We start from the raw sequence: 23,304 nt of genomic DNA on the forward strand, positions 1-23,304 counted from the left end.
GACTTGGGCGCCGCTGGCAAGAACGTGGATGGCCGGGACAAGCCCGGCCATGACGGAGTGCGGGGCAGGGGCCTTCGTGCTCTCTCCGCCCTCGCGCTCACCCTCATCCTCGCCATCATCGGTTTCGTCGGCTGGGTCTACTCGCTCGGTCCTCTCCCGCTCGACGAGGCTCGGCAAGTCTCCACCACCATAGTCGACCGCAACGGAAAGCTGCTGCGCGCTTATGCCATGGCGGACGGGCGCTGGCGGCTGCCGGTCGAGACAAAGGCAAATGTCGATCCGACCTATCTGAAACTGCTGTTCGCCTATGAGGACCAGCGCTTCTACGCGCACAACGGCCTCGATCCGCTGGCGCTGGCGCGCGCGGCGTTGCAGCTCGGAATGCGTGGCCACATCGTCTCGGGCGGCTCGACCATCACCATGCAGCTTGCGCGGCTGATGGAGCCGCGGCGGCAGCGCTCGCTTCATGCCAAGCTGCGCCAGATCGTGCGCGCGATCGAGCTGGAGCGGACGCTGAGCAAGGAGCAGATCCTCAATCTCTATCTCGCGCTCGCACCTTACGGCGGCAATCTCGAAGGCATCCGCGCGGCTTCCATCGCCTATCTCGGCAAGGAGCCGAAGCGGCTGTCGCTGGCGGAGGCCGCGCTGCTGGTCGCGTTGCCGCAATCGCCGGAAACGCGCCGGCTCGACCGCCATCCGGACGCGGCGCGCAAGGCGCGCGACCGCGTGCTCGACCGCATGGTCGAGGAGCATGTGGTCAGCGCAGATGATGCCAGGCAGGCCAAGGCGGTGCCCGTGCCGAAGCTGCGCAAGCCGATGCCGATCCTGGCGCCGCATGCCTCGGACACCGCGCTTTCGACGGTCAAGGACGCGCCGGTCATCAAGCTCACGCTGGACGCGAACCTGCAGAAGGTGCTGGAGCCACTGGCGCGCGACCGCGCCATCGCGCTCGGGCCGAACATCTCGGTCGGGATTATCGTCATCGACAACGAAAGCGGCGACGTGCTCGCGCGCGTCGGCTCGGCGGATTATTTCGACGAGAGTCGGGCAGGGCAGGTCGACATGACCCGTGCCGTCCGGTCGCCGGGCTCGACACTGAAACCCTTCATCTACGGGCTCGCCTTCGAGGACGGCTTTGTCCATCCCGACAGCCTGATCGACGACCGGCCGGTCCGCTTTGGCTCCTACGCGCCGGAGAATTTCGACATGACCTTCCAGGGCACGGTGCCGGTGAGGAAGGCGCTGCAATTGTCGCTGAACGTGCCGGCCATCGTGCTGCTCGACCGCGTCGGCTCCAGCCGCCTGACCTCGCGGTTGCGGCAGGCCGGCGGCAACCTGGTTCTGCCCAAGGACGAGACGCCAGGGCTCGCCATGGGTCTCGGCGGGGTGGGCGTGACGCTCCAGGACCTCGCCCAGCTCTATGCGGGTTTCGCCCGCCTCGGCACCACCAAGCCGCTGCGTGAGGTCGTGACTGATCGGGACGACCGCGAGCCGCTCCGGCTGCTGGATCAGGTCGCGGCCTGGCAGGTCGGCAACGTGCTGCTGGGAACGCCGCCACCGGAGAACGCTGCCCACAACCGCATCGCGTTCAAGACCGGCACATCCTACGGCTATCGCGACGCCTGGTCGGTCGGCTTCGATGGCCGCATGACCATCGGCGTCTGGGTCGGCCGGCCCGACGGCGCCCCGGTTCCCGGCCTGATCGGGCGCGTCGCTGCCGCGCCGATCCTGTTCGACGCCTTTGCCAGGACCGGCAAGACGCTCGCCCCGTTGCCGAAGGCGCCTAGGGGAACCCTTGTGGCGGGCAACGCCAAGCTGCCGCTGCCCCTGAAGCGGTTCCGCCCGGTCGGGGAGCTATTGCGCACCGGGAGCGAGCAGGCGCTGCACATTCAGTTTCCGCTCAACGGTTCGCGGATCGATGTCGATCGATCTGGCAGCCGGGAGAACGCAGCCATGCCGGTCAAAGTCGCCGGCGGCGTGCTGCCCATGACGATCATGGTTAACGGCGCCGCGCTCGGCGAGATCGACGGCCGCCGTCAGCGGCTGATCGATCCGCCCGGACCGGGCTTTGCCCGGGTCACCGTGATCGACGCCACGGGCGCCGCGGACACAGTCGTCATTCGAATTCAATGACCCTGCCTCAAGCGGTTGTGGCGATGGCGGTTTCAGCGTAAGCGGAACCAATGGCCGAGACCTACCCAAGCCCCCGTTTTGGAGCCCCCCGCGAGTCGAAATCACCCGCAAATCCGGGCAACGGACTCGTGCGCATGCTCGACATCGTAACGGCCAGCCATGCACGCGCGGTCGGCTTCCTCGTGCTGTGCGCGCTGCTGCTGTTCCTGCCGGGCTTCTTCACGATCCCGCCGATCGACCGCGACGAAGCGCGGTTCGCCCAGGCCACCAAGCAGATGGTCGAGAGCGGCGACTACGTCGATATCCGCTTTCAGGAGGACGTCCGCTACAAGAAGCCCGTCGGCATCTACTGGTTGCAATCGGCGACCGTCGAAGCCGCGTCGATGCTCAAGCTGCCGAAGGCCGAATTGCGCATCTGGGTCTACCGGCTGCCGTCGCTGATGGGCGCGATCGGCGCCGTGCTCATGACCTATTGGGCCGCGCTCGGCTTCGTCACGCGGCGCGCCGCGGTGCTGGCGGCGCTGATGATGTGCGCGTCCGTGCTGCTCGGCGTCGAGGCGCGCCTAGCGAAGACCGATGCCATGCTGCTGCTCTGCGTCGTCGCCGCGATGGGCGCGATGGCGCGGGCCTATCTGTCCTGGCAGCGCGCCGAGGACGAGACGCATCCGCCCTGGAGCTGGCCCGCGATCTTCTGGACCGCGCTCGCTGTCGGCGTCCTGATCAAGGGCCCGCTGATCCTGATGTTCGCAGGCCTGACCATCGTCGCGCTCGCGATCCAGGACCGTGACGCCTCCTGGCTGTGGAAGCTGAGGCCTGTCTGGGGCCTGATGTGGATGCTGGTGCTGGTGCTGCCCTGGTTCGTCGCGATCTTCTGGCGCGCGGGCGAGACCTTCTTCGCCGATTCCGTCGGCGGCGACATGCTGAGCAAGTTGGGCGCCCAGGAATCCCATGGCGCGCCGCCCGGACTGTACCTCGCCTTGTTCTGGATCACGTTCTGGCCGGGCGCACCGCTGGCGGCGATGGCGGCACCCGCGGTGTGGCGGGCGCGGCGCGAGCCCGGCGCGCAGTTCCTGCTGGCCTGGCTGATCCCGTCCTGGATCGTGTTCGAGGCCGTGCTGACCAAGCTGCCGCATTACGTGCTGCCGCTCTATCCGGCGATCGCGATCCTCACCGCAGGCGCGGTGGAGCGGCGCGTGCTGTCGCGTTCCTGGTTGATGCGCGGTTCGGCTTGGTGGTTCGCGATCCCCGCGGCCGCCTCGATCATCGCGGTCGTCGGGTCGGTGATTCTGACGCGGCAGCCGGCCTTCGTGGCCTGGCCGTTCATCGCGGCATCGCTGATCTTCGGCCTGTTCGCCTGGTGGCTCTACGACAACAACCGTGCCGAGCGCTCGCTGCTCAACGCGCTGGTCGCGGCCCTGATGCTGGCTGTGACGGTCTACGGCATCGTCCTGCCGTCGCTGACGCCGCTGTTTCCGAGCATCGAGATCGCGCGCGCGCTTCGCAACGTCACCTGCGTCGGACCGAAAGCCGCTGCGGCCGGTTATCACGAGCCGAGCCTCGTCTTCCTGGTGGGGACCCGGACCCTGCTCACCGACGGTTCCGGTGCGGCGGATTTCCTGCGGCAGGGCAGCTGCCGCTTCGCACTGATCGAGCAGCGCTCCGAGCGCAGCTTCGTGCAGCGCGCCGAGGCGATCGGGCTGCGCTACAAGGTCGGCGCGCGCATCGACGGCTATAACTTCTCGCAGGGGCGCGCGATCTCGATCTCGATCTTCCGCTCCGAAGGCACCGAGTAGGATGCGGGCGCCGACCGACATTGCGCCGCGTGCCGGCTACCCCGCACAATTGCTCGCCGTGTCCCGGCGCGGGCTGGCGCAACTCGTGCGCTCGCCCTCGCATTCTCGCCGGGCCGAGGCCGCGCGCAAGCTGGCGCGGCACTCGCTCTGGCTCAGCGCAGTGGGCGCGGCGCTGATCATCATGTTGATGGTCGGGTTCGATCAGACCGGGATCCTGCTGATGCCGCCGCGCGGCACGCCCAGCCTGTGGCCGATCCGCATCCTCACCGATTTCGGCAAGGACGAGTATCTGCTGATCGTGCTGGGGGCTGCGCTGGTGGCTGTGGCATTCGTTGCGGCAGGGCTGCACGGGACTCGCCGCGCTTTGCTGCTCGGCTTCGGCACGCGGCTTCAATACATATTTCTGTCTGTTGCCGTGTCGGCGTTTGTCGCTGAGATCCTGAAATATCTCATCGGCCGCGGCCGCCCGTTCGTCGGCGGCAAGGCCAATCCGTTCAATTTCGTGCCGTTCGAGGGGACGGGGGCTTATGCCAGCCTGCCATCGGGACATGCAGTGGCCGCGTTCGCCCTGGCGTTTGCGGTCTCGGCGCTGTGGCCGGGCCTACGGGTGTTCATGTTTACTTACGCAATCGTGATCCTGCTGACGCGCCTGGTGCTGCTCGCGCATCACCCCAGCGACGTCGTGGCCGGCGCCCTGGTCGGAATGGTCGGCGCCATGACCGTGCGTTACTGGTTCGCGGCCCGGCGGCTCGGCTTTGCCATCCGCGCCGACGGCACCATCGTGCCTCTCCCGGGAGCGGCCCGGGGCCGCCTCAAAAGGGTTGCCCACGGGGCATCCGCCCCATAAAAGCGGCTGCCTGCCGGGACCGCCGGTTCCCCAAGGCGCAGGCCAAATCCAACCACGAGCCTCCTTTGTCGACGTCCCAGCCTTCGGTTTCCATCGTCGTTCCCGTGCGCAACGAAGCCGACAACATTGCGCCGCTGATCGCGGAGATCGGGGCGGCGCTCGATGGCCGCTGGGCCTATGAGATCATCTACGTCAACGATGGCTCCACCGATGCGACCGGCGAGCGGCTTGCCGCCATCATGAAGCAGCGGAGCAATCTGCGTCAGCTCCGCCATGCGCGGTCTGGCGGCCAATCGGCGGCCGTGCGCAGTGGTGTGCGTGCGGCGCGCGGGCAAATCGTGGCGACGCTCGACGGCGATGGCCAGAACAATCCCGTCTTCCTGCCGGACCTGATCGCGGCAGTCGAGAAAGGCGCGCGCGTCGGGCTGGCCGCCGGCCAGCGGATCGGGCGCAAGGACACCGGCTTCAAGAAGTTCCAGTCGCGCGTGGCGAACGGCGTTCGCAACGCCATCCTGAAAGACGGCACGCGCGACACCGGCTGCGGACTGAAGGCGTTCCGGCGCGACGTCTTCCTGATGCTGCCCTATTTCGACGGGCTGCATCGCTTCCTGCCGGCGCTGGTGCGCCGCGAGGGCTACGAGATCGCCTATGTCGATGTGATCGACCGGCCGCGCCACTCCGGCGTATCGAACTACGGCTTCTTCGACCGGCTGTGGATCGGCATCATGGATCTCGCCGGGGTGTGGTGGCTGATCCGCCGCAAGAAGCCGACTCCTGAGGTGACCGAGGTGAACGCATGATCATTCAATACGGTCAGGCGCTGAGCAATTATCTCTACGACGTCTTCGTCGCCAAATTCGACTTCTGGCTGGCGTTCGGCCTCGTCGCGCAGCTGTTCTTCACCGCGCGCTTCCTGGTGCAATGGATCGCGAGCGAGCGCGCCGGCAACAGCGTGGTGCCGATGGCGTTCTGGTTCTGCTCGATGGGCGGCGGGCTGATGACGCTGGTCTACGGCGTCGTGAAGCGCGAGCCGGTCATCATCCTCGGACAGTCACTCGCGACCATCATCTACATCAGGAACATCATGCTGATCTGGAAGAACCGCGGCACCGCCTCGAAGACGCTCGACCGCTGATCTTATCGCGGCAGCGCCGAGGCCGCGCCTGACGCGGGCAGGGCGGCTGTGTCCGCCTTGGTTCTGCGGTAGGGCTCGCCGGCCGCGTCGAGCACGGGATAGGCGACCGAGCAGATGTGCGAGTGGATGCGGCGCAGGTCGCGCAGCACGTCCAGATGCAGCGACGTGGTCTCGATGGTCTCGGGACGGCCCTCGCGCAGGCGGTCGAGATGCCGCTCGGTCGCGGCAAGCTCGGTGTTGCGCAGCGCAGTTTTCTCCACCAGCAGCTTGCGCGCCTCGTTGGCGTCCCCCGACATGAAGACGCCGAACGCGATACGCAGCGAGTCCATCGTGCGCTTGTGGAAGGCGGCGAGCTCGTCGGCCCCTTCCGCCGAGAACTGAAAACGCCGCTTGATCTTCTTGGTGGCGAGCTCGCTCAGGCTCTTGTCGATGATGTCGCCGATGTGCTCGAGGTTGATGGCGAAGGAGATGATCTCCATCGCGCGGCGTCCTTCGGTCTCGTCGAGGCTGCCCCGCATCAGCTTGGTCACGTAGAGCTTGATGGCCTCGTCGAGACCGTCGACGAGATTGTCCATCTTGGAGACCTGGTCGACCAGCGCACGGTCGCCGGTCATCATCGCGGCCATCACCTTGCGCAGCATCACCTCGACGAGATCGCCCATGCGCAACGTCTCGCGGGCGGCGTCGGCGAGCGCCAGGGACGGCGTCTCCAGCGCGGTCTCGTCGAGATAGCGCGGCCGGGCCGGGTCGGCCTCATGCACGCGATCCGGCAAAAGGCGGGTGAGCAGGCGCGACATGGTGTCGAGCAGGCCGATGAAGACGATGGCCGTGCCAAGGTTGAAGGCAATGTGGAAAGCCGCCGTCATCTTGGCGAGATCGGGCTGCCAGGCAAGCATGTGCTCGGCGATCGCGCTCAGGAAGGGCAGGACGAGGGCGATCCCGACCACGCGGTTGACGAGATTGCCGACCGGCAGGCGATAGCTCGCGGGATCGTCACGCCTGGCGCCCTCGAACACGGGATTGATGGCGCTGCCGAGATTGGCCCCCAGCACCAGCGCCAGCGCCGCATCGGGCGAGATGAACTGCGAATAGGCCAGCGACATGATCAGCAGCACGCTGGCGACGCTCGAATGCACCGCCCAGGTGACGAGGGCGGCGATGACGATGCACAGGATCGGATCGCCCGTGATGGCCGACATCACGACGCGGACGCCGGGCGCGTTCTCGGCCGGCGCCAGCGTGTCGAGCAGGATGTGCAGCGAGAGCAGCATCAGGCCGAGGCCGATACAGACGCGGCCGATGTCCTTGATCCGCGAGCGCGGGCCGGAGCGGAACGCGACCAGGCCGAGCACGAACAGCACCGGCGCAACGGCTGCGATGTTGAACGACAGCACCTGCACGATCAGCGTCGTGCCGACATTGGCTCCCAACATGATGGCGAGCGCGGCGGCGAGGCTGACGAGGCCCTCGGCCGCGAACGAGCTCGTGATCAGCGCCGTCGCCGTGCTGCTCTGAAGCAGCGCGGTGAGCCCGAGGCCGGCGGCGAATGCGCTGGCGCGATTGCTCAGCGCCTTGCCGAGCAGCCGCCGCAGGTCGGGACCGAAGGCGCGCAAAATGCCGCTGTGGACCATGTGCAGGCCCCACAGCAACAGGGCAACGCCGCCCATGAGATCGAGCAGAACCAACGTTCCCATGCTCCGTGTCCGGATTGGAGTCGATTGGCGAGGCTAGCGCCAAACGGGAGCCGATCAAACCCTTTGTCGGCGCATCGGCGTTAACGTTTGCGGCAGCGGCACGTTCCCGCGGCGCGCGATTGCGCGTCCGCCGGAGCGTGGCTGCCGTGTCCCGAGGCGCGTTGCCTCGCGAGCAGGCTCACATTGCCGCTTTCAAGGCAGCGAAGCCGCGATCGAGATCGGCCTTGAGGTCATCGACGTTCTCGAGCCCGATGTGCAGGCGCAGCGTCGGGCCGCCGGGCGCCCACTTGGTCGCGGTGCGATAGGCATCGCAATCGAAGGGGATCACGAGGCTCTCGAAGCCGCCCCAGGAGAAGCCCATGCCGAACAGCTTCAGCGTATCGAGCATGGTGTCGACCGCCTTCTGCGGCGCGGGCTTCAGCACGATGCTGAACAGGCCTGACGCACCGGTGAAGTCGCGCTGCCAGATCGCATGGCCGGGATCGGTTTCGAGCCCCGGATGCAGCACGCGCGCGACCTCGGGTCTGGCAGCAAGCCAGCGCGCCATCTCGAGCCCGGAGCGATGATGCTGCGCCAATCGCACCGACAGCGTGCGCAGTCCGCGCAGCGCCAGAAAGACGTCGTCGGGGCCCGCGCAGACGCCGAGCAGGCGGATGCCCTCGATGATCTGCGGCCAAGCCTTGGCATTGGCGGAAATCGTGCCGAACATGATGTCGGAATGGCCGCCGATATATTTGGTGGCGGCCTGCATGCTGATGTCGACACCCTGCTCGAGCGAGCGGTGATAGAGCGGGGTCGCCCAGGTGTTGTCGTCGATGACGAGCGCGCCGCGCCCATGCGCGACCTCGGCGATGGCGCGGATGTCGGGCATCTCGAACGATTGCGAGCCCGGCGCCTCCACCAGCACCGCGCGGGTGTTGGGCTTGAACAGCTTGTCGATGCCGGCGCCGATCAGCGGATCGAAATAGGTGGTCTCGACGCCATAGCGGGCCAGCATGCCGTTGCAGAAATTGCGTGAAGGCCGGTAGACGTTGTCGACGACCAGAATATGGTCGCCGGTCTTCAGTACCGAGAGCAGGGTGGTGGAGATCGCCGAAAGCCCGGAGGGCACGATGCCGACGCCGGCGCATTGCGGTCCCTCCAGTGCCATCAGCGTGTCCTGGAACGCCTTGGTCGTCGGGGTGCCGTGGCGGCCATACGTGAACTCGCCGCGATGGGCGTGCAGGTCCTCGGCGGTCGGATAGAGCACGGTCGAGCCGTGGAACACCGGCGGATTGACGAACCCCTTCTGCGCCTTGGTGTCGCGGCCGGAGGTGACCAGCCGGGTCTCGGCATGCTGCTGCTGGGGGTGCGAGGAATCCATGCGTCTGCTTTCAAAATCGCGTTTCCGCCGGGCGCGTTGCGCCCGCGGGCGGGCCGAAAGGCCGTCGTCGTTAATAACAGAACACAGAAGAGTCTCGTCAACCCCTTGACCCGGCAGGCCAGTCGTTCTGTGATGCGCAGGTGCTATTCAGTCGCCGCATGTTGAGGGGCCTGCCGCGACCTTCGATCCAATGTCTGACCGGACCTTGCGCCACAGCCGTAATGGCGGGCGCCTGCGGCGGGGATTAAGGTATGGCCTCCCGGGATCGGCGGGTGTTCGGCAAGGTGTTCCAGCATGACTCTTGCAAGGCTAGCCCTGATACGATTAGCCCTGGCAGAGATGACCCCACAGACAACATTATTCCTGATCTTGAGACGACCTTGAAAGGCCCAAAGCCCATGAAACGCGTAACCCTGGCTCTCACCCTTGCTCTCGCCGCCGGCCTCTCTGCCGAAGCCGCCGATGCGCAAACGCTCAAGACCGTCAAGGACCGGGGCATGCTGTCCTGCGGCGTCAGTCAGGGCTTGCCCGGCTTCTCCTCTCCGGATGACAAGGGCAACTGGACCGGCATCGACGTCGACGTCTGCCGCGCCATTGCGGCGGCGATCTTCAACGATCCGACCAAGGTCAAGTACGTGCCGCTGTCCGCCAAGGACCGGTTCACGGCGCTGCAATCCGGCGAGATCGACGTGCTCTCGCGCAACACCACCTGGACCATCTCGCGCGACACCTCGCTCGGCGCCAACTTCACCGGCGTGACCTACTATGACGGGCAGGGTTTCATGGTGAAGAAGTCCCTCAAGGTGAATTCGGCGCTCGAGCTCAATAGCGCATCGGTCTGCGTGCAGACCGGCACCACCACCGAGCAGAACCTCGCCGACTACTTCAAGGCCAACAACATGAAGTACGAGGTCATCGCGTTCGCGACCAACGACGAAACCGTCAAGGCCTATGAGGCCGGCCGCTGCGACGTCTTCACCACCGACCAGTCGGGCCTGTACGCCAATCGTCTGAAGCTCGCCAAGCCCAACGACCACATGGTGCTTCCCGAGATCATCTCGAAGGAGCCGCTCGGTCCGATGGTGCGCCACGGCGACGACCAGTGGTTCGACATCGTGAAATGGACGCTGTTTGCGATGATCACCGCCGAAGAGCTCGGCGTCACCTCGAAGAACGTCGACGAGAAGGCGAAGCTGGAAAATCCGGAACTGAAGCGCGTGCTCGGCAGCGACGGCAATTTCGGCGAACAGCTCGGCCTGACCAAGGATTGGGTGGTGCGGATCGTGAAGGCGGTCGGCAATTACGGCGAGGTGTTCGACCGCAACGTCGGCGCGGGCTCGCCGCTCGCCATCAATCGCGGTCTCAACAATCTCTGGAACAAGGGCGGTCTTCAGTACGCGCCGCCGATCCGCTGATCGCCCCGATCGGCCGGCAACGGCATGAGCACCGAGGCCCGAAAACCGCCGGCCCAGATTGCGCTGAAGATCCGGCGTATCCTGGGCGGCAAGGCAGGCTGGAACGGCGTTGCCGTCCAGTTCGCCTTCGCGGCGATCCTGGGCTGGATCGGCTATGAAATCGTCTCCAATGCCCGCGCCAACCTCGAGAACCAGCACATCGCCGCCGGCTTCGGCTTCCTCAGGAACAATGCCGGCTTCGACGTCAACCAGACCCTGATTCCCTATACCGGCTCGGACACGTTCCTGCGGGTGTTCGTGGTCGGGTTGCTGAACACGCTCGTCGTCTCGGTGGTGGGCATCGTCTTCGCCACCGTGATCGGCTTCATCGTCGCGCTGTGCCGGCTGTCGCCCAATTGGCTGCTGTCGCGCGTCGGCGAGATCTATGTCGAGGTCATCCGCAACCTGCCGGTGCTGTTCCAGATCCTGTTCTGGTACCTCGCGGTGCTCGCGGCGTTGCCCAATCCGCGGCAGAGCATTTCCCTGTTCGGCATCGCCTTCATCAGCAATCGCGGCCTCGTCGTTCCCAGCCCGATCGGCGAGCGCGGCCTCGAGCCGTTCCTGGCGATGCTGGCGTTCGGCATCGTGGCGTCACTGGCTCTGCGCTTCCATGCGCGGCGCGCGCTGTTCCAGGAAGGGCGCATGATCCGGATCTGGCCCTATGTGCTGGGACTGCTGTTCGGGCTGCCAGTCGCGACCATGCTGGTGTTCGGCTTGCCCTTCACCTTCGAGCTGCCGCAGCTCAAGGGCTTCAACTTCGCGGGCGGCGCGCGTATCATCCCGGAATTCGTGGCGCTGACGGTGGCGCTGTCGACCTATACCGCCGCCTTCATCGCCGAGATCGTGCGCGCCGGGATATTGTCCGTTCACAAGGGACAGATGGAGGCGGGATCCTCGCTCGGTCTCAGCCGCGGCGCGACGCTCCGCCTGATCGTCGTGCCGCAGGCCATGCGCGTCATCGTGCCACCGCTGACCAACCAGTACCTCAATCTCACCAAGAACTCGTCGCTGGCGGTCGCGATCGGCTATCCCGACCTGGTGTCGGTGTTCGCCGGCACGTCGCTGAGCCAGACCGGGCAGGCGATCGAGATCATCGCGATGACGATGGGCATCTATCTTCTGATCTCGCTGCTCACCAGCGCCGTCATGAGCATCTACGGTTGGCGCGCCAGCCGGAGCCTCGGCGCATGACCGATATCAGCTCAAGCAGCTTCGTCCGCCGGGACCTGCTCGCCGAGCGGCCTGCGCCGATCAAGACCACGGGCTTCATCGGCCTGGTGCGCTCGCGCCTGTTCAACTCGCCGACCAATATCCTGCTGACGATCGTTGGCGCCTTGCTGCTCTGGTTCACCATCATTCCCTCCGTCAGGTTCCTGATGGTCGATGCGGTCTGGAGCGGCCAGGACCGCACTGCGTGCCTCGCCGAGAACGCCGGCTTTGCTGTCGGCGCCTGCTGGCCCTACATCCAGGCGAAACTCCCGCAACTGATCTACGGCTTCTATCCCGAGGCGGAGCGCTGGCGGGTCGACCTCACGATGTTGCTCGCGGTCGTGCTTCTGCTTCCGCTGCTCGTTCCGCGGCTGCCGGCGAAGGGTCTGAACGCGGGCCTGTTCTTCGTCGCCTTTCCGGTGGTCGCATTCTTCCTGCTGCACGGCGGCGGCATCAAGGGCTTCGGCCTGAGCTGGACGGCCGGCCTGCTGCAACTGTTCGACGAGAGCATCATCGGGGCCGGGCAGGCGCTCCTCAGTCTCAGCAAGACGTCCGCCATCGCACCGTTGCTGTGGGTTGTCGGAAGCCTCATCGTGCTGGTCGGCACGGCGATCTCCTGGCTGATCTTTCCGCTCACCTGGCTGCGCGATTATGTCCAGGTGATGGGGCAGCCGGTCTGGGTCGATTTCGGCATCACGGCCGCGATTGTCAGCCTGATCGCGTTCTTTATTGCTGGCGGCATTCGCACCGGCGGGCGGGCTCTGGCATCCAGCATCGCCACCTTCATTGCCATCGCGATCGTCATCAAGCTGATGGGCCTGGATCGCGGCGGCTTGCCGATCGTGACGACCAATCTATGGGGCGGCCTCCTGGTGACATTGGTGGTCTCCGTCACCGGCATCGTCACCTCGCTGCCGATCGGCATCGCGCTGGCGCTCGGCCGCCGCTCCACCATTCCCTTGATCCGGATCTTCTCGATCGCCTTCATCGAGTTCTGGCGCGGCGTGCCCCTGATCACCGTGCTGTTCTTCGCCACCTACATGCTGCCCCTGTTCCTGCCCGGCAATTTCACCGTCGACGGGCTGGTCCGGGCGCTGATCGGCATCGCGCTGTTCACCGGCGCCTATCAGGCCGAGAACGTCCGCGGCGGGCTCGCTGCGATCCCGCGTGGGCAGAGCGAGGCGGCGGCCGCCCTCGGACTGTCGTGGTGGAAGACGACCTCGCTGATCGTGCTGCCGCAGGCGCTTCGTCACGTCATTCCGAACCTCGTCAACAGTTTCATCTCGCTGTTCAAGGATACCTCGCTGGTCTCGATCGTGGCACTGTTCGACCTCCTGGGCTCGCTTCGCGCCTCGTTCTCGGATCCCAAATGGTCGACGCCGTCGACTGCGTTCACCGGCTTCGCTTTCGCCGGGGTCATCTACTTCATCTTCTGCTTTGGAATGTCGCGCTACTCGCTGTTCGTCGAGCGCCGCCTCAACGCCCACCGCCGCAGCTGATCGAGGCCACCATGTCCGATCCCATCGTCAAGATTTCCGGCCTCAACAAATGGTACGGCGAATTCCATGTCCTGCGGGACATCGACCTGGCGGTCGCAAAAGGCGAGCGCATCGTGATCTGCGGGCCCTCGGGCTCGGGCAAGTCGACCTTGATCCGCTGTATCAATGCGCTGGAGGAATTCCAGGAGGGCGAGATCGTCGTCGACGGCATCGAGCTTGGTCCCAACCTCAAGCATGTCGATGCCGTGCGTCGCGAAGTCGGCATGGTGTTCCAGAGCTTCAATCTGTTCCCGCATCTGACCGTGCTCGACAATTGCACGCTGGCGCCGATCTGGGTCCGCAACATCCCCAAGAAGGACGCCGAGGCGACCGCGATGAAATTCCTGGAGCGGGTCAAGATCCCGCACCAGGCCAACAAGTTTCCGGGTCAGATGTCCGGCGGCCAGCAGCAGCGCGTCGCGATCGCCCGCGCGCTGACCATGAATCCGAAGGTGATGCTGTTCGACGAGCCGACCTCGGCGCTCGACCCCGAGATGGTCAAGGAGGTCCTCGACACCATGGTCGACCTCGCCGAGGAGGGCATGACCATGCTGGTCGTCACCCACGAGATGGGCTTTGCCCGCGAGGTCGCCAACCGCGTCGTGTTCATGGACGCCGGCCAGATCATCGAGGCCAACACACCGAGAGAATTCTTCGCCGCCCCACGGCATGCCCGCACGAAACTGTTCCTGAGCCAGATCCTGCGGTGAGCCCCCGCAACCCGGCGGCCTCGGCAGTCTGATCGCCGCGGCAAGCTTGGCACCATGCGAATCAGCTCGTCTCTTTTCGGACCATCCTCCGGAGAGAAACCTTGCAGAGCAGTCTCGGCGCGCGCGCATACCAGAACGCGCGATTGCAGAAGAAGTTGAGGAAGCAGGCGGACGCCGTCATGTCCTTCGCGGTCGAGGCGCTCGGGCAGGGCAGACTTGCCGAGGCCGAGACGCTGTGCCGCGAGATTCTGAAAGAAGTTCCGGATCATTTCCACGCCACGCACCTGCTCGGCCTGCGCGCGTTCGACGGTGGCCGGCTCGATGAGGCGGAATTCCTGCTCGAGCGCGCGATCGCGCTCGACCCGCGTTCGCCCGACGCCCATGGCAATCTCGGGGCCGTGTACTTCGCTCTCCAGAAATTTCAGGCCGCCCGCGCGTGCCAGGAGAAGGCCATTGCGCTGAAGCCGAATTGTCCGATCACCCTGACCAATCTCGGCAATACGCTGCTGCACATCGGTCTCGGCGAAGAGGCGATCGGGCTGCACGACCGCGCGATCAGGCTGAAGCCGGACTATGCCGATGCATTCTGCAACCGCGGCATGGCGGAGTTGATGACCGGCAAGTTCGAGCGCGCCAAGGAGAGCTTCGATCGCGCCCTGTCGCTTCAACCGCGTCATGCCGAGGCAATCGCCGGCAAGGGCATGGTGAGCCTCGAGCTCAGGCACTTCAACGAGGCTGCCGCCGCCTTCGACGCAGCGCTCGCGATCAAGCCAGGGTCACCCAGGATTTTGCTGCAGCGCGGACGGCTCAATCTGAGCCTGTCCCGGCTGGAGCAGGCGGCAGCGGACCTCGATGCGGCGCTAACGCAATCGCCACGGCTCGAGCTCGCGCTGTGCTGGAGGGCGCAAATCGACATCCTCGTAGGGAACACGGCGCGGGCGATGGCGGGCGTCAAGACGCTGCTCGAGGTCAATCCGCGGTCGGAGATGGGATTGGCGCTTCTTGCGGCTTGCCACGTGAACCAGGGAGACATCGCGACGGCGCTCGCGCATCTCGATGCGGCGCTGGAGATCGCGCCGGACTTTCCGGAGGCGATCGGATACAAGATTTTCGTGCTGGATTATCTGCCGCAGGCCGATTTCGTAGTCCAGCAGGCGGCCCGAAAATACTGGTGGGATGCGATCGGCGCCAAGTTGCCGAGAAGGACGCTTGCGCCGCGCAAGCTCGATCCGGACAGGCGGATCGTGATCGGATATGTCGCGTCCGAATTCAGGCGCCACTCGGCAGCGTACTCCCTGTTACCAGTGCTGCGCCATCATGATCACGCCAGGTTCAAGATCGTCTGCTATTCCTGCTGGCCGTTGCAGGACGAGATGACCGAACAGTTCAAGCCTTTGGCGGACGTCTGGGTCGATGCCGCACAGCTTTCGGACGACGAACTGGCTGATCGCATCCAGGCCGATGGGATCGATATCCTGATCGACGTCTCAGGACATACGACCGGCAGCCGGCTCCATGTCTTCGCCCGCAAGCCGGCCCCGATCCAGGTCACGGGCTTCGGACATGCCACCGGGACCGGCCTTCAAACCATGGACTATGTGCTCGCGGATCCGGTCTTCATTCCGCCATCCGCGCGCCATCTGCTGGCTGAGAAGGTTCACGATCTGCCGTGCCTGATCACGATCGATCCCATCCTGGATGCGCCGCCTTCTGAGCTTCCCATGCTCCGCAACGGCCATGTGACCTTCGGCGTGTTCAACCGCATCTTCAAGATCTCGGACGAGGCCATCGGTGTGTGGTCGAAGGTTATGCGCACGGTGACCGGATCGAAGATCATCATCAAGAACGGATTGCTGGACGATCCCATGCTGCGCGACCGCCTGATTGCGCGGTTCGTGGAACAGGGTATCGCCGAAGACAACGTCGTCTGCATGGGCTCGACCCCGCGCGAGGAGCATCTGCGGGCCTTTGCAGATGTCGACATTTCGCTGGATACCTTCCCGCAAAACGGCGGCATCAGCACCTGGGAATCGCTCTATGCCGGCGTTCCCGTCGTCGCCAAGCTCGGGAGCGGCGCCTCGTCGCGCGCCGGCGGGTCGATCGTCGCGGCCGTCGGTCTTGGCGACTGGGTCGCCGAGGACGACGAAGGCTACGCCGCGATCGCGTGCAAATATGCGGCGCAACCGGCTTATTTGGCGAAGCTGCGCGCAGAATTGCCGGCCCGGATCGCAGCTTCGCCTGCCGGCAATGTCGAGATCTACACACGGAAGGTCGAGGCGGGGTATCGCCGGTTCTGGCGCGACTATTGCGCCGCGGCCCCGGAAGGCGGGGATGTAGCGTAGGCCGGGGGCCAGTCTCGCTGCGTGTACCGGGAAACCCCGGGGGCCTCGCCGTTCCAGCTACCGGGCGGCCTTGACGGCGAATCAGCTAGACTCTCTTTGCGGCCATCCTTCGGAGAGCAACCTTGCAGAGCAGCGGCGCCGGCGCCCGCGCGTTCCAGAACGCGCGATTGCAGAAGAAACTGATGAAGCAGGCGGATGCCGTCATCTCCGCCGCAGCGAGCGCCTATGGCCAGGGCCGGTATGCGGAGACCGAGGCGCTTTGCCGCGAGATCCTGAAGGCGCTTCCGGATCATTTCGATGCCACGCATTTGCTCGGCCTGTGCGCCCATGACGACCGTCGCCTGGCGGAGGCGCAACAGCTGCTCGAGCGCGCGATTACGCTCGATCCGCGTTCGCACGAAGCCCATAGCAACCTCGCGACCGTGTACTTCGACCTGAAGAAATTCGAGGATGCGCGCAGGTGCCAGGAGAGGGCAATCGCGCTGAAGCCGAACTTCCCGCTCGCGCTGACCAATCTCGGTAATACCCTGCTGCACATGAAGCTCGCCGAGCAGGCCATCGAACTACACGAACGCGCCATCAAGCTGAAGCCGGACTATGCCGATGCGTTCTGTAATCGCGGCATGGCCGAACTGATGATGGGCCAGTTCGACCGCGCCAGGGAGAGTTTCGACCGCGCCCTGTTGTTTCAGCCGCGTCACGCCGAAGCGATCGCCGGCAAGGGGATGCTGAGCGTCGAGCTCCGGCACTTCGACGAGGCCGAAGCCGCGCTCGCGGCGGGACTGGCGATCAAGCCCAATTCGGCGAGGATGCTGGCCCAGCGCGGACGGCTCAACTTCGATCTGTCGCGGCTGCCGCAGGCCGCCGCGGACTTCGATGCCGCGCTGGCGCAATCGCCCACGCTCGAGCTGGCGCTGCGCGGGAAGGCACAAGTCAACATTCTCCTGGGCAATACGGCGAAGGCGATTTCGGCCGTGAAGACCTTGCTCGAGGAAAATCCGCGCTCCGAGATCGGCATGGCGCTGCTGGCGTCGTGTCATGCGAGCCAGGGAGACATCGCGACGGCGCTTGAGCATCTGGACAAGGCGCTGGAGCTCAGGCCGGACTATGCGGACGCCATCGAGCGCAAGATTTTCCTGCTGGACTACCTTTCCGAGGCCGGTTTCGCGGTCCAGCAGGCCGCGCGAAAGTCCTGGTGGGATGCGGTCGGCGCCAATTTGCAGCGGAGGACGTTGGCGCCCCGAGAGCTCGATCCGGACAGGCGGATCGTGGTCGGATATGTCGCGTCCGAATTCAGGAACCACTCGGCCGCGCTCACCTTGTTGCCGGTGCTGCGCCATCATGATCACGCCAGGTTCGAGATCATCTGCTATTCCTGCTTTCCGTTGCCGGATGAGATGACCGAACGCTTCAAGCCTTTGGCGGACGTCTGGGTCGACGCCGGGCAGCTCTCGGACGACGAGCTGGCCGATCGCATCCAGGCCGACAAGGTCGATGTCCTGATCGACGTATCAGGCCACACGACTGGCAACAGGCTCCATGTCTTCGCCAGGAAGCCCGCGCCCATCCAGGTCACGGGTTTCGGACATGCGACGGGGACCGGCCTTCAGACCATGGACTACGTGCTCGCCGATCCGGTCTTCATTCCGCAATCGGCGCGCCATCTGCTGGCCGAGAAGGTTCACGATCTGCCGTGCCTGATCACGATCGAGCCCGTGCTGGACGTGCCCACGTCGGAGCTGCCCATGCTCCGCAACGGCTACGTGACCTTCGGCGTCTTCAACCGCATCTACAAGATCTCGGACGAAGCCATCCTTGTGTGGTCGAAGGTGATGCGCGAGGTAACCGGATCGAAGATCATCATCAAGCACGGGCTGCTTGACGACCCCTTGCTGCGCGACAGCCTGGTGGCGCGGTTCGTGGCGCACGGCATCGCTGCAGAGAATATCACCTGCATGGGCTCGACCTCGCGCCACGAGCATCTGTTGGCCTTCGCGAAGGTCGACATCTCGCTTGATACGTTCCCGCAAAACGGCGGCATCAGCACCTGGGAATCGCTCTATGCCGGCGTTCCCGTCGTCGCCAAGCTCGGCAACGGCGCCTCGTCGCGCGCCGGCGGCTCCATCGTCGCGGCCGTCGGTCTTGGCGACTGGGTCGCCGAGGACGATGAAGGCTACGCCGCGATCGCATGCAAATATGCGGCGCAGCCCGCCCATCTGGCGAATCTGCGCGCGGAACTGCCGGCCCGGATCGCAGCTTCGCCTGCCGGCAACGTCGAGATCTATACGCGCAAGGTCGAGGCGGGCTATCGCCAGTTCTGGCGCGACTATTGTGCCGCAGCCTCGGAACGCGGCGACATCGCATAAATGGGCCGAACCGGGAGCGCTTTGCGGGCGCACGTCGCCGACGTGCGGCTTTCTGTGACGATCACACGAAGGGCGGCTTGATGTTGCTGCGCTTCTCCAGCCACTCCGGCACCGGCAGGTTCTTGGCCCGCATGAAGTCCGCGTTGAACAGCTTGGACAGATAGCGGCTGCCGGAATCGCACAGCACGGTGACGATCGTCTTGCCGGGCCCGAGCTGCTTGGCAAGGCGGATCGCGCCGACCACGTTGATGCCGGTGGAACCGCCGAGGCACAGGCCTTCGTGCTGCAGCAGCTCGTAGATTGCGCTGACGGCTTCGGCATCGGGAATGAGATGGGTATCGTCGACCTTGGCTGTCTCGACGATCGCAGTGGCGCGGTTGAGGCCGATGCCCTCGGTGATCGAGCCGCCCGGCGTCGCCTTGGCCTCACCGGTCCTGAAATATTCGTACATGCCGGCGCCGTGCGGATCGGCGCAGGCGATGCGGACGCTCTTGCTCTTCTCTTTCAGATAACGGCTGACGCCGGCAAGCGTGCCGCCGCTGCCGACCGAGCAGACGAAGCCGTCGACCTTGCCGCCGGTCTGCTCCCAGATCTCGGGGCCGGTGGATTCGTAATGCGCCTTGGCATTGTCGAGGTTGTTCCACTGATCGGCGAACAGCACGCCATTGGGTTCGGTCTTGCGCAGCTCGTCGGCAAGACGGCGACCGACGTGCTGATAGTTGTTGGGATTGGCGTAAGGAAGGGCCGGCACCTCGATCAGCTCGGCGCCGCACAGCTTCAGGAAGTCCTTCTTCTCCTGGCTCTGCGTTTCAGGGATCACGATCAAGGTACGATAGCCGCGCGCGCTGGCCACGACCGCGAGGCCGATGCCGGTATTGCCGGCGGTCGCTTCCACTACGAGACCACCGGGCTTGAGCTCGCCGCGCTTCTCAGCCTCCAGGATCATCCATTTGCCGGCGCGGTCCTTGACCGACTGACCCGGATTCATGAACTCGGCCTTGCCGAGAATGGTGCATCCGGTCAGTTCCGAGGCGCGCTTCAGCTTGATCAGCGGGGTGTTGCCGATGGCTTCGACAACGTCGTTTCGAATGGTCATGTCGGGAGAAATCACTGGCAAGGGGTTGATCAGCTTTGGCCAGAACCTAGTGCCTGGGAGGCCAAAGGGGAAGGCTTTTGCGCTGCGGCGAACCGGACCGAAACGCCCGCCCAGACAGGGATATTCCGAGCGGCGAGACCGGCGGTGATGCGCTCGGCCGCGAGGCAGGATACCGGTAGGAGGGAAATCACTGAATGCCGCCAGGGGACGAAACGATAGCGCGCGTCATGAGCGGTCTTGCGACCAATTTTTTCCAGGGACGAGACGGGTCGAAATCGAGGAGCGTGGGAGCGCGTGGAAGGCCGAAGAAGTGTCGGCGCGATGGACGGAATCGCTTTCGGCAAATTGACGGTCTTGTGATGTGGCTCGGAGGCGCGACTGGGCCGAAGCTGCGCGGTGGGCAGTCAAATTGCAGCTTAGCAGCCGGTGTGGCAGCAATATCACATGAAATCTTGGTAAGCTTGATCGCGTTTGCCGACGCCACGCAGAGAGAAAAGTCTCTGCGAGACAGACACTTTTTGTATTCCTGTCAGTTTCGCGCCCGCTCGTTGGCACGGGCATCTCGCAACTGCGACACTGTCCCCCTGTTCCACGCCCGGCTAGTATGAAGCTCGAGGTTCCGCAGAAAGCATCGCCTGTGAACGAGTTGCCGAAAGCCCCCCCACCGTCCTGCCGCGAATCGGCTAATCCCGCGGCGGGGTGGCGGCTCGATCTGCCCGGCGGGGGGTGGATGTGACACAACATGTTCCGGCGATCGCCATGTGGCGATCATTGCGCTCCGTTTCCTGGACGCGTCGTGCGGCGCGCTGGCTTGCGGTGCTGAGCCTCTCCACCGGTTCTGGCGCTTGCGTGCTGACGCAGGATCTGCCCGACCCCGCGCTCGATGTTCCCGCGCGATACAAATATGCCGGGAAAGGGGAGGTGCCGCCGTCACTGGATTGGTGGCGCGGCTTCCGCTCAGCGGAACTGACGCAGCTGATGGTGGAGGCACAGACCGTCAACCTCGACATCGCCGCTGCCGTTTCGCGCATCGTCCAGGCCGATGCCCAGGCGCGGCAGGCGGGCGCCGCGCTGTTGCCGAGCCTGTCGACAGCCGGCTCGGAAACCTATTCGCGCACCTCGGGTTCGAGCGCCTCCGGTCTGTCCATCGGCGGGCGCGAGGTCGTCAATTATTCGGCCTCGCTCAGCGCGAGCTATCAGCTCGACTTCTGGGGCCAGAACCGTGATGCGCTGCAGACGGCGGAGGAGACCGCGAACGCCAATCGTTTCGATCGCGACACGGTCGCGCTGACGACGCTCGCAGCGGTCGCCAACGCCTATTTCCAGGTGCTGGCCTCGCAGGACCGCATCAGGACCTCACAGCGCAACATCGCGAGCGCGCAGCGCATTCTCGATGCGGTCCGGGAGCGTCGCAGGGCCGGCACCGGCACCGATCTCGACGTCGCCCAACAGGAAAGCGTGCTGGCGAACCAGAAGGCCCTGGTGCCGCCGCTGCGCCAGACGCTGGACCAGAACGTCAACGCGCTCGCCGTGCTGGTCTCGCGCCCGCCGGAGAGCGTACGCGTGCTCGGCGGCTCGCTGGACCGGATCGCGATCCCACGCGTGACGCCCGGCCTGCCGTCGGAGCTGCTGACGCAGCGGCCGGACATCCGCCGGCAGGAGGCGCAGCTCGCCGCCGCCACCGCGAACATCGGCAATGCCCGCGCGCAGTTCTTTCCGACCATCCAGCTCACCGGCAATGGCGGCTACCAGAGCTCGGCGCTGGTCTCGCTGTTCCAGCCGCACGCGGCCTTCTTCCAGCTCGTCGGCAGCGCCACGCAGCCGATCTTCGACGGCGGCCGGATCCTCGGCAATTTCGAGTTTGCCAAGGCACGCCAGGACGAGCTGCTCCAGACCTACCGCAAGACCATCGTCCAGGCCTTTGCCGACGTCGACAATGCGCTGTTCTCGATCAGGCAGACCACGATCCGGCTGCAATTGCAGCGCGACGTCGTGGCCGCCTCGCGCCGCGCCTTCGATCTGTCGGAGCAGCAATTGCGCGCCGGCACCGCCGACATCGTGACGGTGCTCAACACCCAGCTGACCCTGTTCCAGGCGGAAGACGTGCTGTCGCAGGCGCAACTCGCACGGCTTCTCGCCATCGTCAGCCTGTACCAGGCGCTCGGCGGTGGTTGGGAGCCGCGAATGGAGAAACCGGTCAATGCTCTTTAAGCCGGATACGAAGCAGGGCGCGGAAGAGGGGACGGCGAAAAGATCGCGCGGCCGCGGCTTCGTCATGACCCTGATTGCGCTCGCAATCCTGGGCGGCCTTGGCTATCTCGGCTGGATCGTCACGCATCAGCAACAGGCCAACAACCGCAACCAGCGCCCCGATCTGCCGGTGCCCGTGCTGGCGGCGAGCCCGCGCATCCAGGACGTGCCGGTTTATCTCGAAGGCGTTGGGGCGATCCGCGCGCTCAACACCGTGACCGTGCGCTCGCAGGTCGACGGCAAGCTGATCGCCGTCAACTTCACGGAGGGCCAGGACGTCAAGAAGGGCGACGTGCTCGGCGAGATCGATCCGGCGATCTATCAGGCGCAGTACGACCAGGCGGTCGCCAAGAAGGCGCAGGACGAGGCCCAGCTCGCCAATCAGCGCATCGATCTCGCCCGCTACGAGCAGCTCGCCGCCTCCAATGCCGGCTCCAAGCAGCAGGCCGATACCCAGCGCGCGCTGGTGGCGCAGACCGAGGCGCTGGTGAAAGCCGACCAGGCCGCGATCGACAACGCGGCCGCGACGCTGAGCTACACCAAGATCGTGGCGCCGATCTCGGGCCGGGTCGGCCTGCGCCAGGTCGACCAGGGCAACATCGTCCACGCCTCCGACACCACCGGTCTTGTGGTGATCACGCAATTGCAGCCGATCGCGGTGTGGTTCAGCCTGCCGCAGCAGCAGATCATGCGCGTCAACGCGGCCGCGGCAAAGGGCACGCTCGCCGTCGACGTGTTCGGAAATGACGGCATTACCGTGATCGACACCGGCAAGCTCACCGGCATCGACAACCAGGTCGACCAGACCACCGGCACGCTCAAGCTCAAGGCGGAATTTCCGAACGCCCATTACCAGCTTTGGCCTGGCCAGTTCGTCAATGTCCGCCTCAAGGTCGAGACCTTGACGCAGGCGCTGGTGGTGCCGACCTCTGCCGTGCAGCGCGGTCCGATCGGGACCTTCAGCTACGTCATCGGCGAGGACAATATCGTCTCGGCCAAGCCCGTGACGGTGACCCAGCAGAACGAGCACGACGCCGTCATCGCCAGTGGCCTCTCGCCGACCGACAAGGTCGTCACCACCGGCTTTGCCAATCTGTCCGATGGCTCCAAGGTGATCGTGGGCCGCGACGACCAGACCCCGTCGGCCGATCTCGCGCCGCGCAAGCGCTCGCGTGGGCCGGACGCCCAGAAGAAGGAGGGTGCCAAAGAAGGCCAGAAGGATTCGCAAGGCAAGGAGGGCGAATTCCGCGCCAAGCGGAAGAGCAGCGAAGGCGACCAGAAGGGACAGACCGGGCCTGCACCGGGGCCGGGAGCATCGGGAAGTGGAGCGAAGCAGCCATGATCCCGACAACAGCCGCCTGAAGCGGCAGGCAG

The 23,304-nt window shown here is 65.4% G+C and carries 16 protein-coding genes; 13 read left to right on the plus strand and 3 right to left on the minus strand.

Going from position 1 to position 23,304, the window contains the following annotated elements:
- Window positions 1-24 precede the first annotated feature (24 nt).
- From pbpC to EDE08_RS09230, 5 genes are all read left to right on the plus strand, one after another.
- Window positions 25-2,133 (plus strand): penicillin-binding protein 1C, encoded by a 2,109-nt coding sequence (gene pbpC / locus EDE08_RS09210; RefSeq protein ID WP_131868600.1) that lies wholly within the window; start codon window positions 25-27, stop codon window positions 2,131-2,133.
- A gap of 50 nt (window positions 2,134-2,183) precedes the next feature.
- Window positions 2,184-3,926 carry an ArnT family glycosyltransferase gene (locus EDE08_RS09215; RefSeq protein WP_131868601.1) on the plus strand — a complete coding sequence of 581 codons (1,743 nt, stop codon included), beginning with the start codon at window positions 2,184-2,186 and terminating at the stop codon, window positions 3,924-3,926.
- Window position 3,927: 1 nt separating this feature from the next.
- On the plus strand, window positions 3,928-4,773 hold the full coding sequence (locus EDE08_RS09220) for a phosphatase PAP2 family protein (protein ID WP_131868602.1): 846 nt from the start codon (window positions 3,928-3,930) through the stop codon (window positions 4,771-4,773).
- A 65-nt stretch (window positions 4,774-4,838) separates the two neighbouring features.
- Window positions 4,839-5,573 (plus strand): glycosyltransferase family 2 protein, encoded by a 735-nt coding sequence (locus EDE08_RS09225; RefSeq protein ID WP_131868603.1) that lies wholly within the window; start codon window positions 4,839-4,841, stop codon window positions 5,571-5,573.
- Complete coding sequence (locus EDE08_RS09230) at window positions 5,570-5,908, plus strand: lipid-A-disaccharide synthase N-terminal domain-containing protein (protein WP_025036223.1); 339 nt, start codon at window positions 5,570-5,572, stop codon at window positions 5,906-5,908. Before EDE08_RS09225 ends, EDE08_RS09230 begins: the two co-directional genes overlap by 4 nt.
- Window positions 5,909-5,910: 2 nt before the next feature.
- Here EDE08_RS09230 and EDE08_RS09235 read toward each other — a convergent pair whose 3' ends face one another.
- Complete coding sequence (locus EDE08_RS09235; protein ID WP_131868604.1) at window positions 5,911-7,602, minus strand: Na/Pi cotransporter family protein; 1,692 nt, start codon at window positions 7,600-7,602, stop codon at window positions 5,911-5,913.
- A gap of 178 nt (window positions 7,603-7,780) precedes the next feature.
- Window positions 7,781-8,965, minus strand: a complete 1,185-nt coding sequence (gene metC / locus EDE08_RS09240; protein WP_131868605.1) for a cystathionine beta-lyase — start codon at window positions 8,963-8,965, stop codon at window positions 7,781-7,783.
- 398 nt (window positions 8,966-9,363) lie between these two features.
- On the opposite strand from metC, the gene EDE08_RS09245 reads away from it, so the two are divergent.
- From EDE08_RS09245 to EDE08_RS09270, 6 genes are all read left to right on the plus strand, one after another.
- Entirely contained in the window at window positions 9,364-10,380 is a 1,017-nt protein-coding gene (locus EDE08_RS09245) for an amino acid ABC transporter substrate-binding protein (RefSeq protein WP_131868606.1), read from the plus strand.
- A 24-nt stretch (window positions 10,381-10,404) separates the two neighbouring features.
- Window positions 10,405-11,610, plus strand: a complete 1,206-nt coding sequence (locus tag EDE08_RS09250) for an amino acid ABC transporter permease (RefSeq protein ID WP_131868607.1) — start codon at window positions 10,405-10,407, stop codon at window positions 11,608-11,610.
- Window positions 11,607-13,127: an amino acid ABC transporter permease gene (locus EDE08_RS09255; protein ID WP_131868608.1), complete on the plus strand. Its 1,521-nt coding sequence runs from the start codon at window positions 11,607-11,609 to the stop codon at window positions 13,125-13,127. The genes EDE08_RS09250 and EDE08_RS09255 overlap by 4 nt, the downstream gene beginning before the upstream one ends.
- Before the next feature lie 11 nt (window positions 13,128-13,138).
- Entirely contained in the window at window positions 13,139-13,876 is a 738-nt protein-coding gene (locus EDE08_RS09260) for an amino acid ABC transporter ATP-binding protein (RefSeq protein WP_131868609.1), read from the plus strand.
- Window positions 13,877-13,977: 101 nt separating this feature from the next.
- Window positions 13,978-16,218 (plus strand): O-linked N-acetylglucosamine transferase family protein, encoded by a 2,241-nt coding sequence (locus tag EDE08_RS09265; RefSeq protein WP_165935824.1) that lies wholly within the window; start codon window positions 13,978-13,980, stop codon window positions 16,216-16,218.
- Window positions 16,219-16,340: 122 nt separating this feature from the next.
- On the plus strand, window positions 16,341-18,584 hold the full coding sequence (locus EDE08_RS09270) for an O-linked N-acetylglucosamine transferase, SPINDLY family protein (RefSeq protein ID WP_165935823.1): 2,244 nt from the start codon (window positions 16,341-16,343) through the stop codon (window positions 18,582-18,584).
- Between the two features lie 61 nt (window positions 18,585-18,645).
- Here the strand turns inward: EDE08_RS09270 and EDE08_RS09275 are convergent, their stop codons facing one another.
- Window positions 18,646-19,680, minus strand: a complete 1,035-nt coding sequence (locus EDE08_RS09275; protein ID WP_131868610.1) for a cysteine synthase A — start codon at window positions 19,678-19,680, stop codon at window positions 18,646-18,648.
- 759 nt (window positions 19,681-20,439) lie between these two features.
- On the opposite strand from EDE08_RS09275, the gene EDE08_RS09280 reads away from it, so the two are divergent.
- Both EDE08_RS09280 and EDE08_RS09285 read left to right on the plus strand, forming a co-directional pair.
- Complete coding sequence (locus EDE08_RS09280) at window positions 20,440-21,891, plus strand: efflux transporter outer membrane subunit (RefSeq protein ID WP_245524746.1); 1,452 nt, start codon at window positions 20,440-20,442, stop codon at window positions 21,889-21,891.
- Window positions 21,881-23,272: an efflux RND transporter periplasmic adaptor subunit gene (locus tag EDE08_RS09285; protein WP_131868612.1), complete on the plus strand. Its 1,392-nt coding sequence runs from the start codon at window positions 21,881-21,883 to the stop codon at window positions 23,270-23,272. The genes EDE08_RS09280 and EDE08_RS09285 overlap by 11 nt, the downstream gene beginning before the upstream one ends.
- The last annotated feature ends 32 nt before the right edge of the window (window positions 23,273-23,304 follow it).

It is taken from the genome of Bradyrhizobium sp. R2.2-H (assembly GCF_004346455.1).
In the GTDB taxonomy this organism is placed as follows: domain Bacteria; phylum Pseudomonadota; class Alphaproteobacteria; order Rhizobiales; family Xanthobacteraceae; genus Bradyrhizobium; species Bradyrhizobium diversitatis.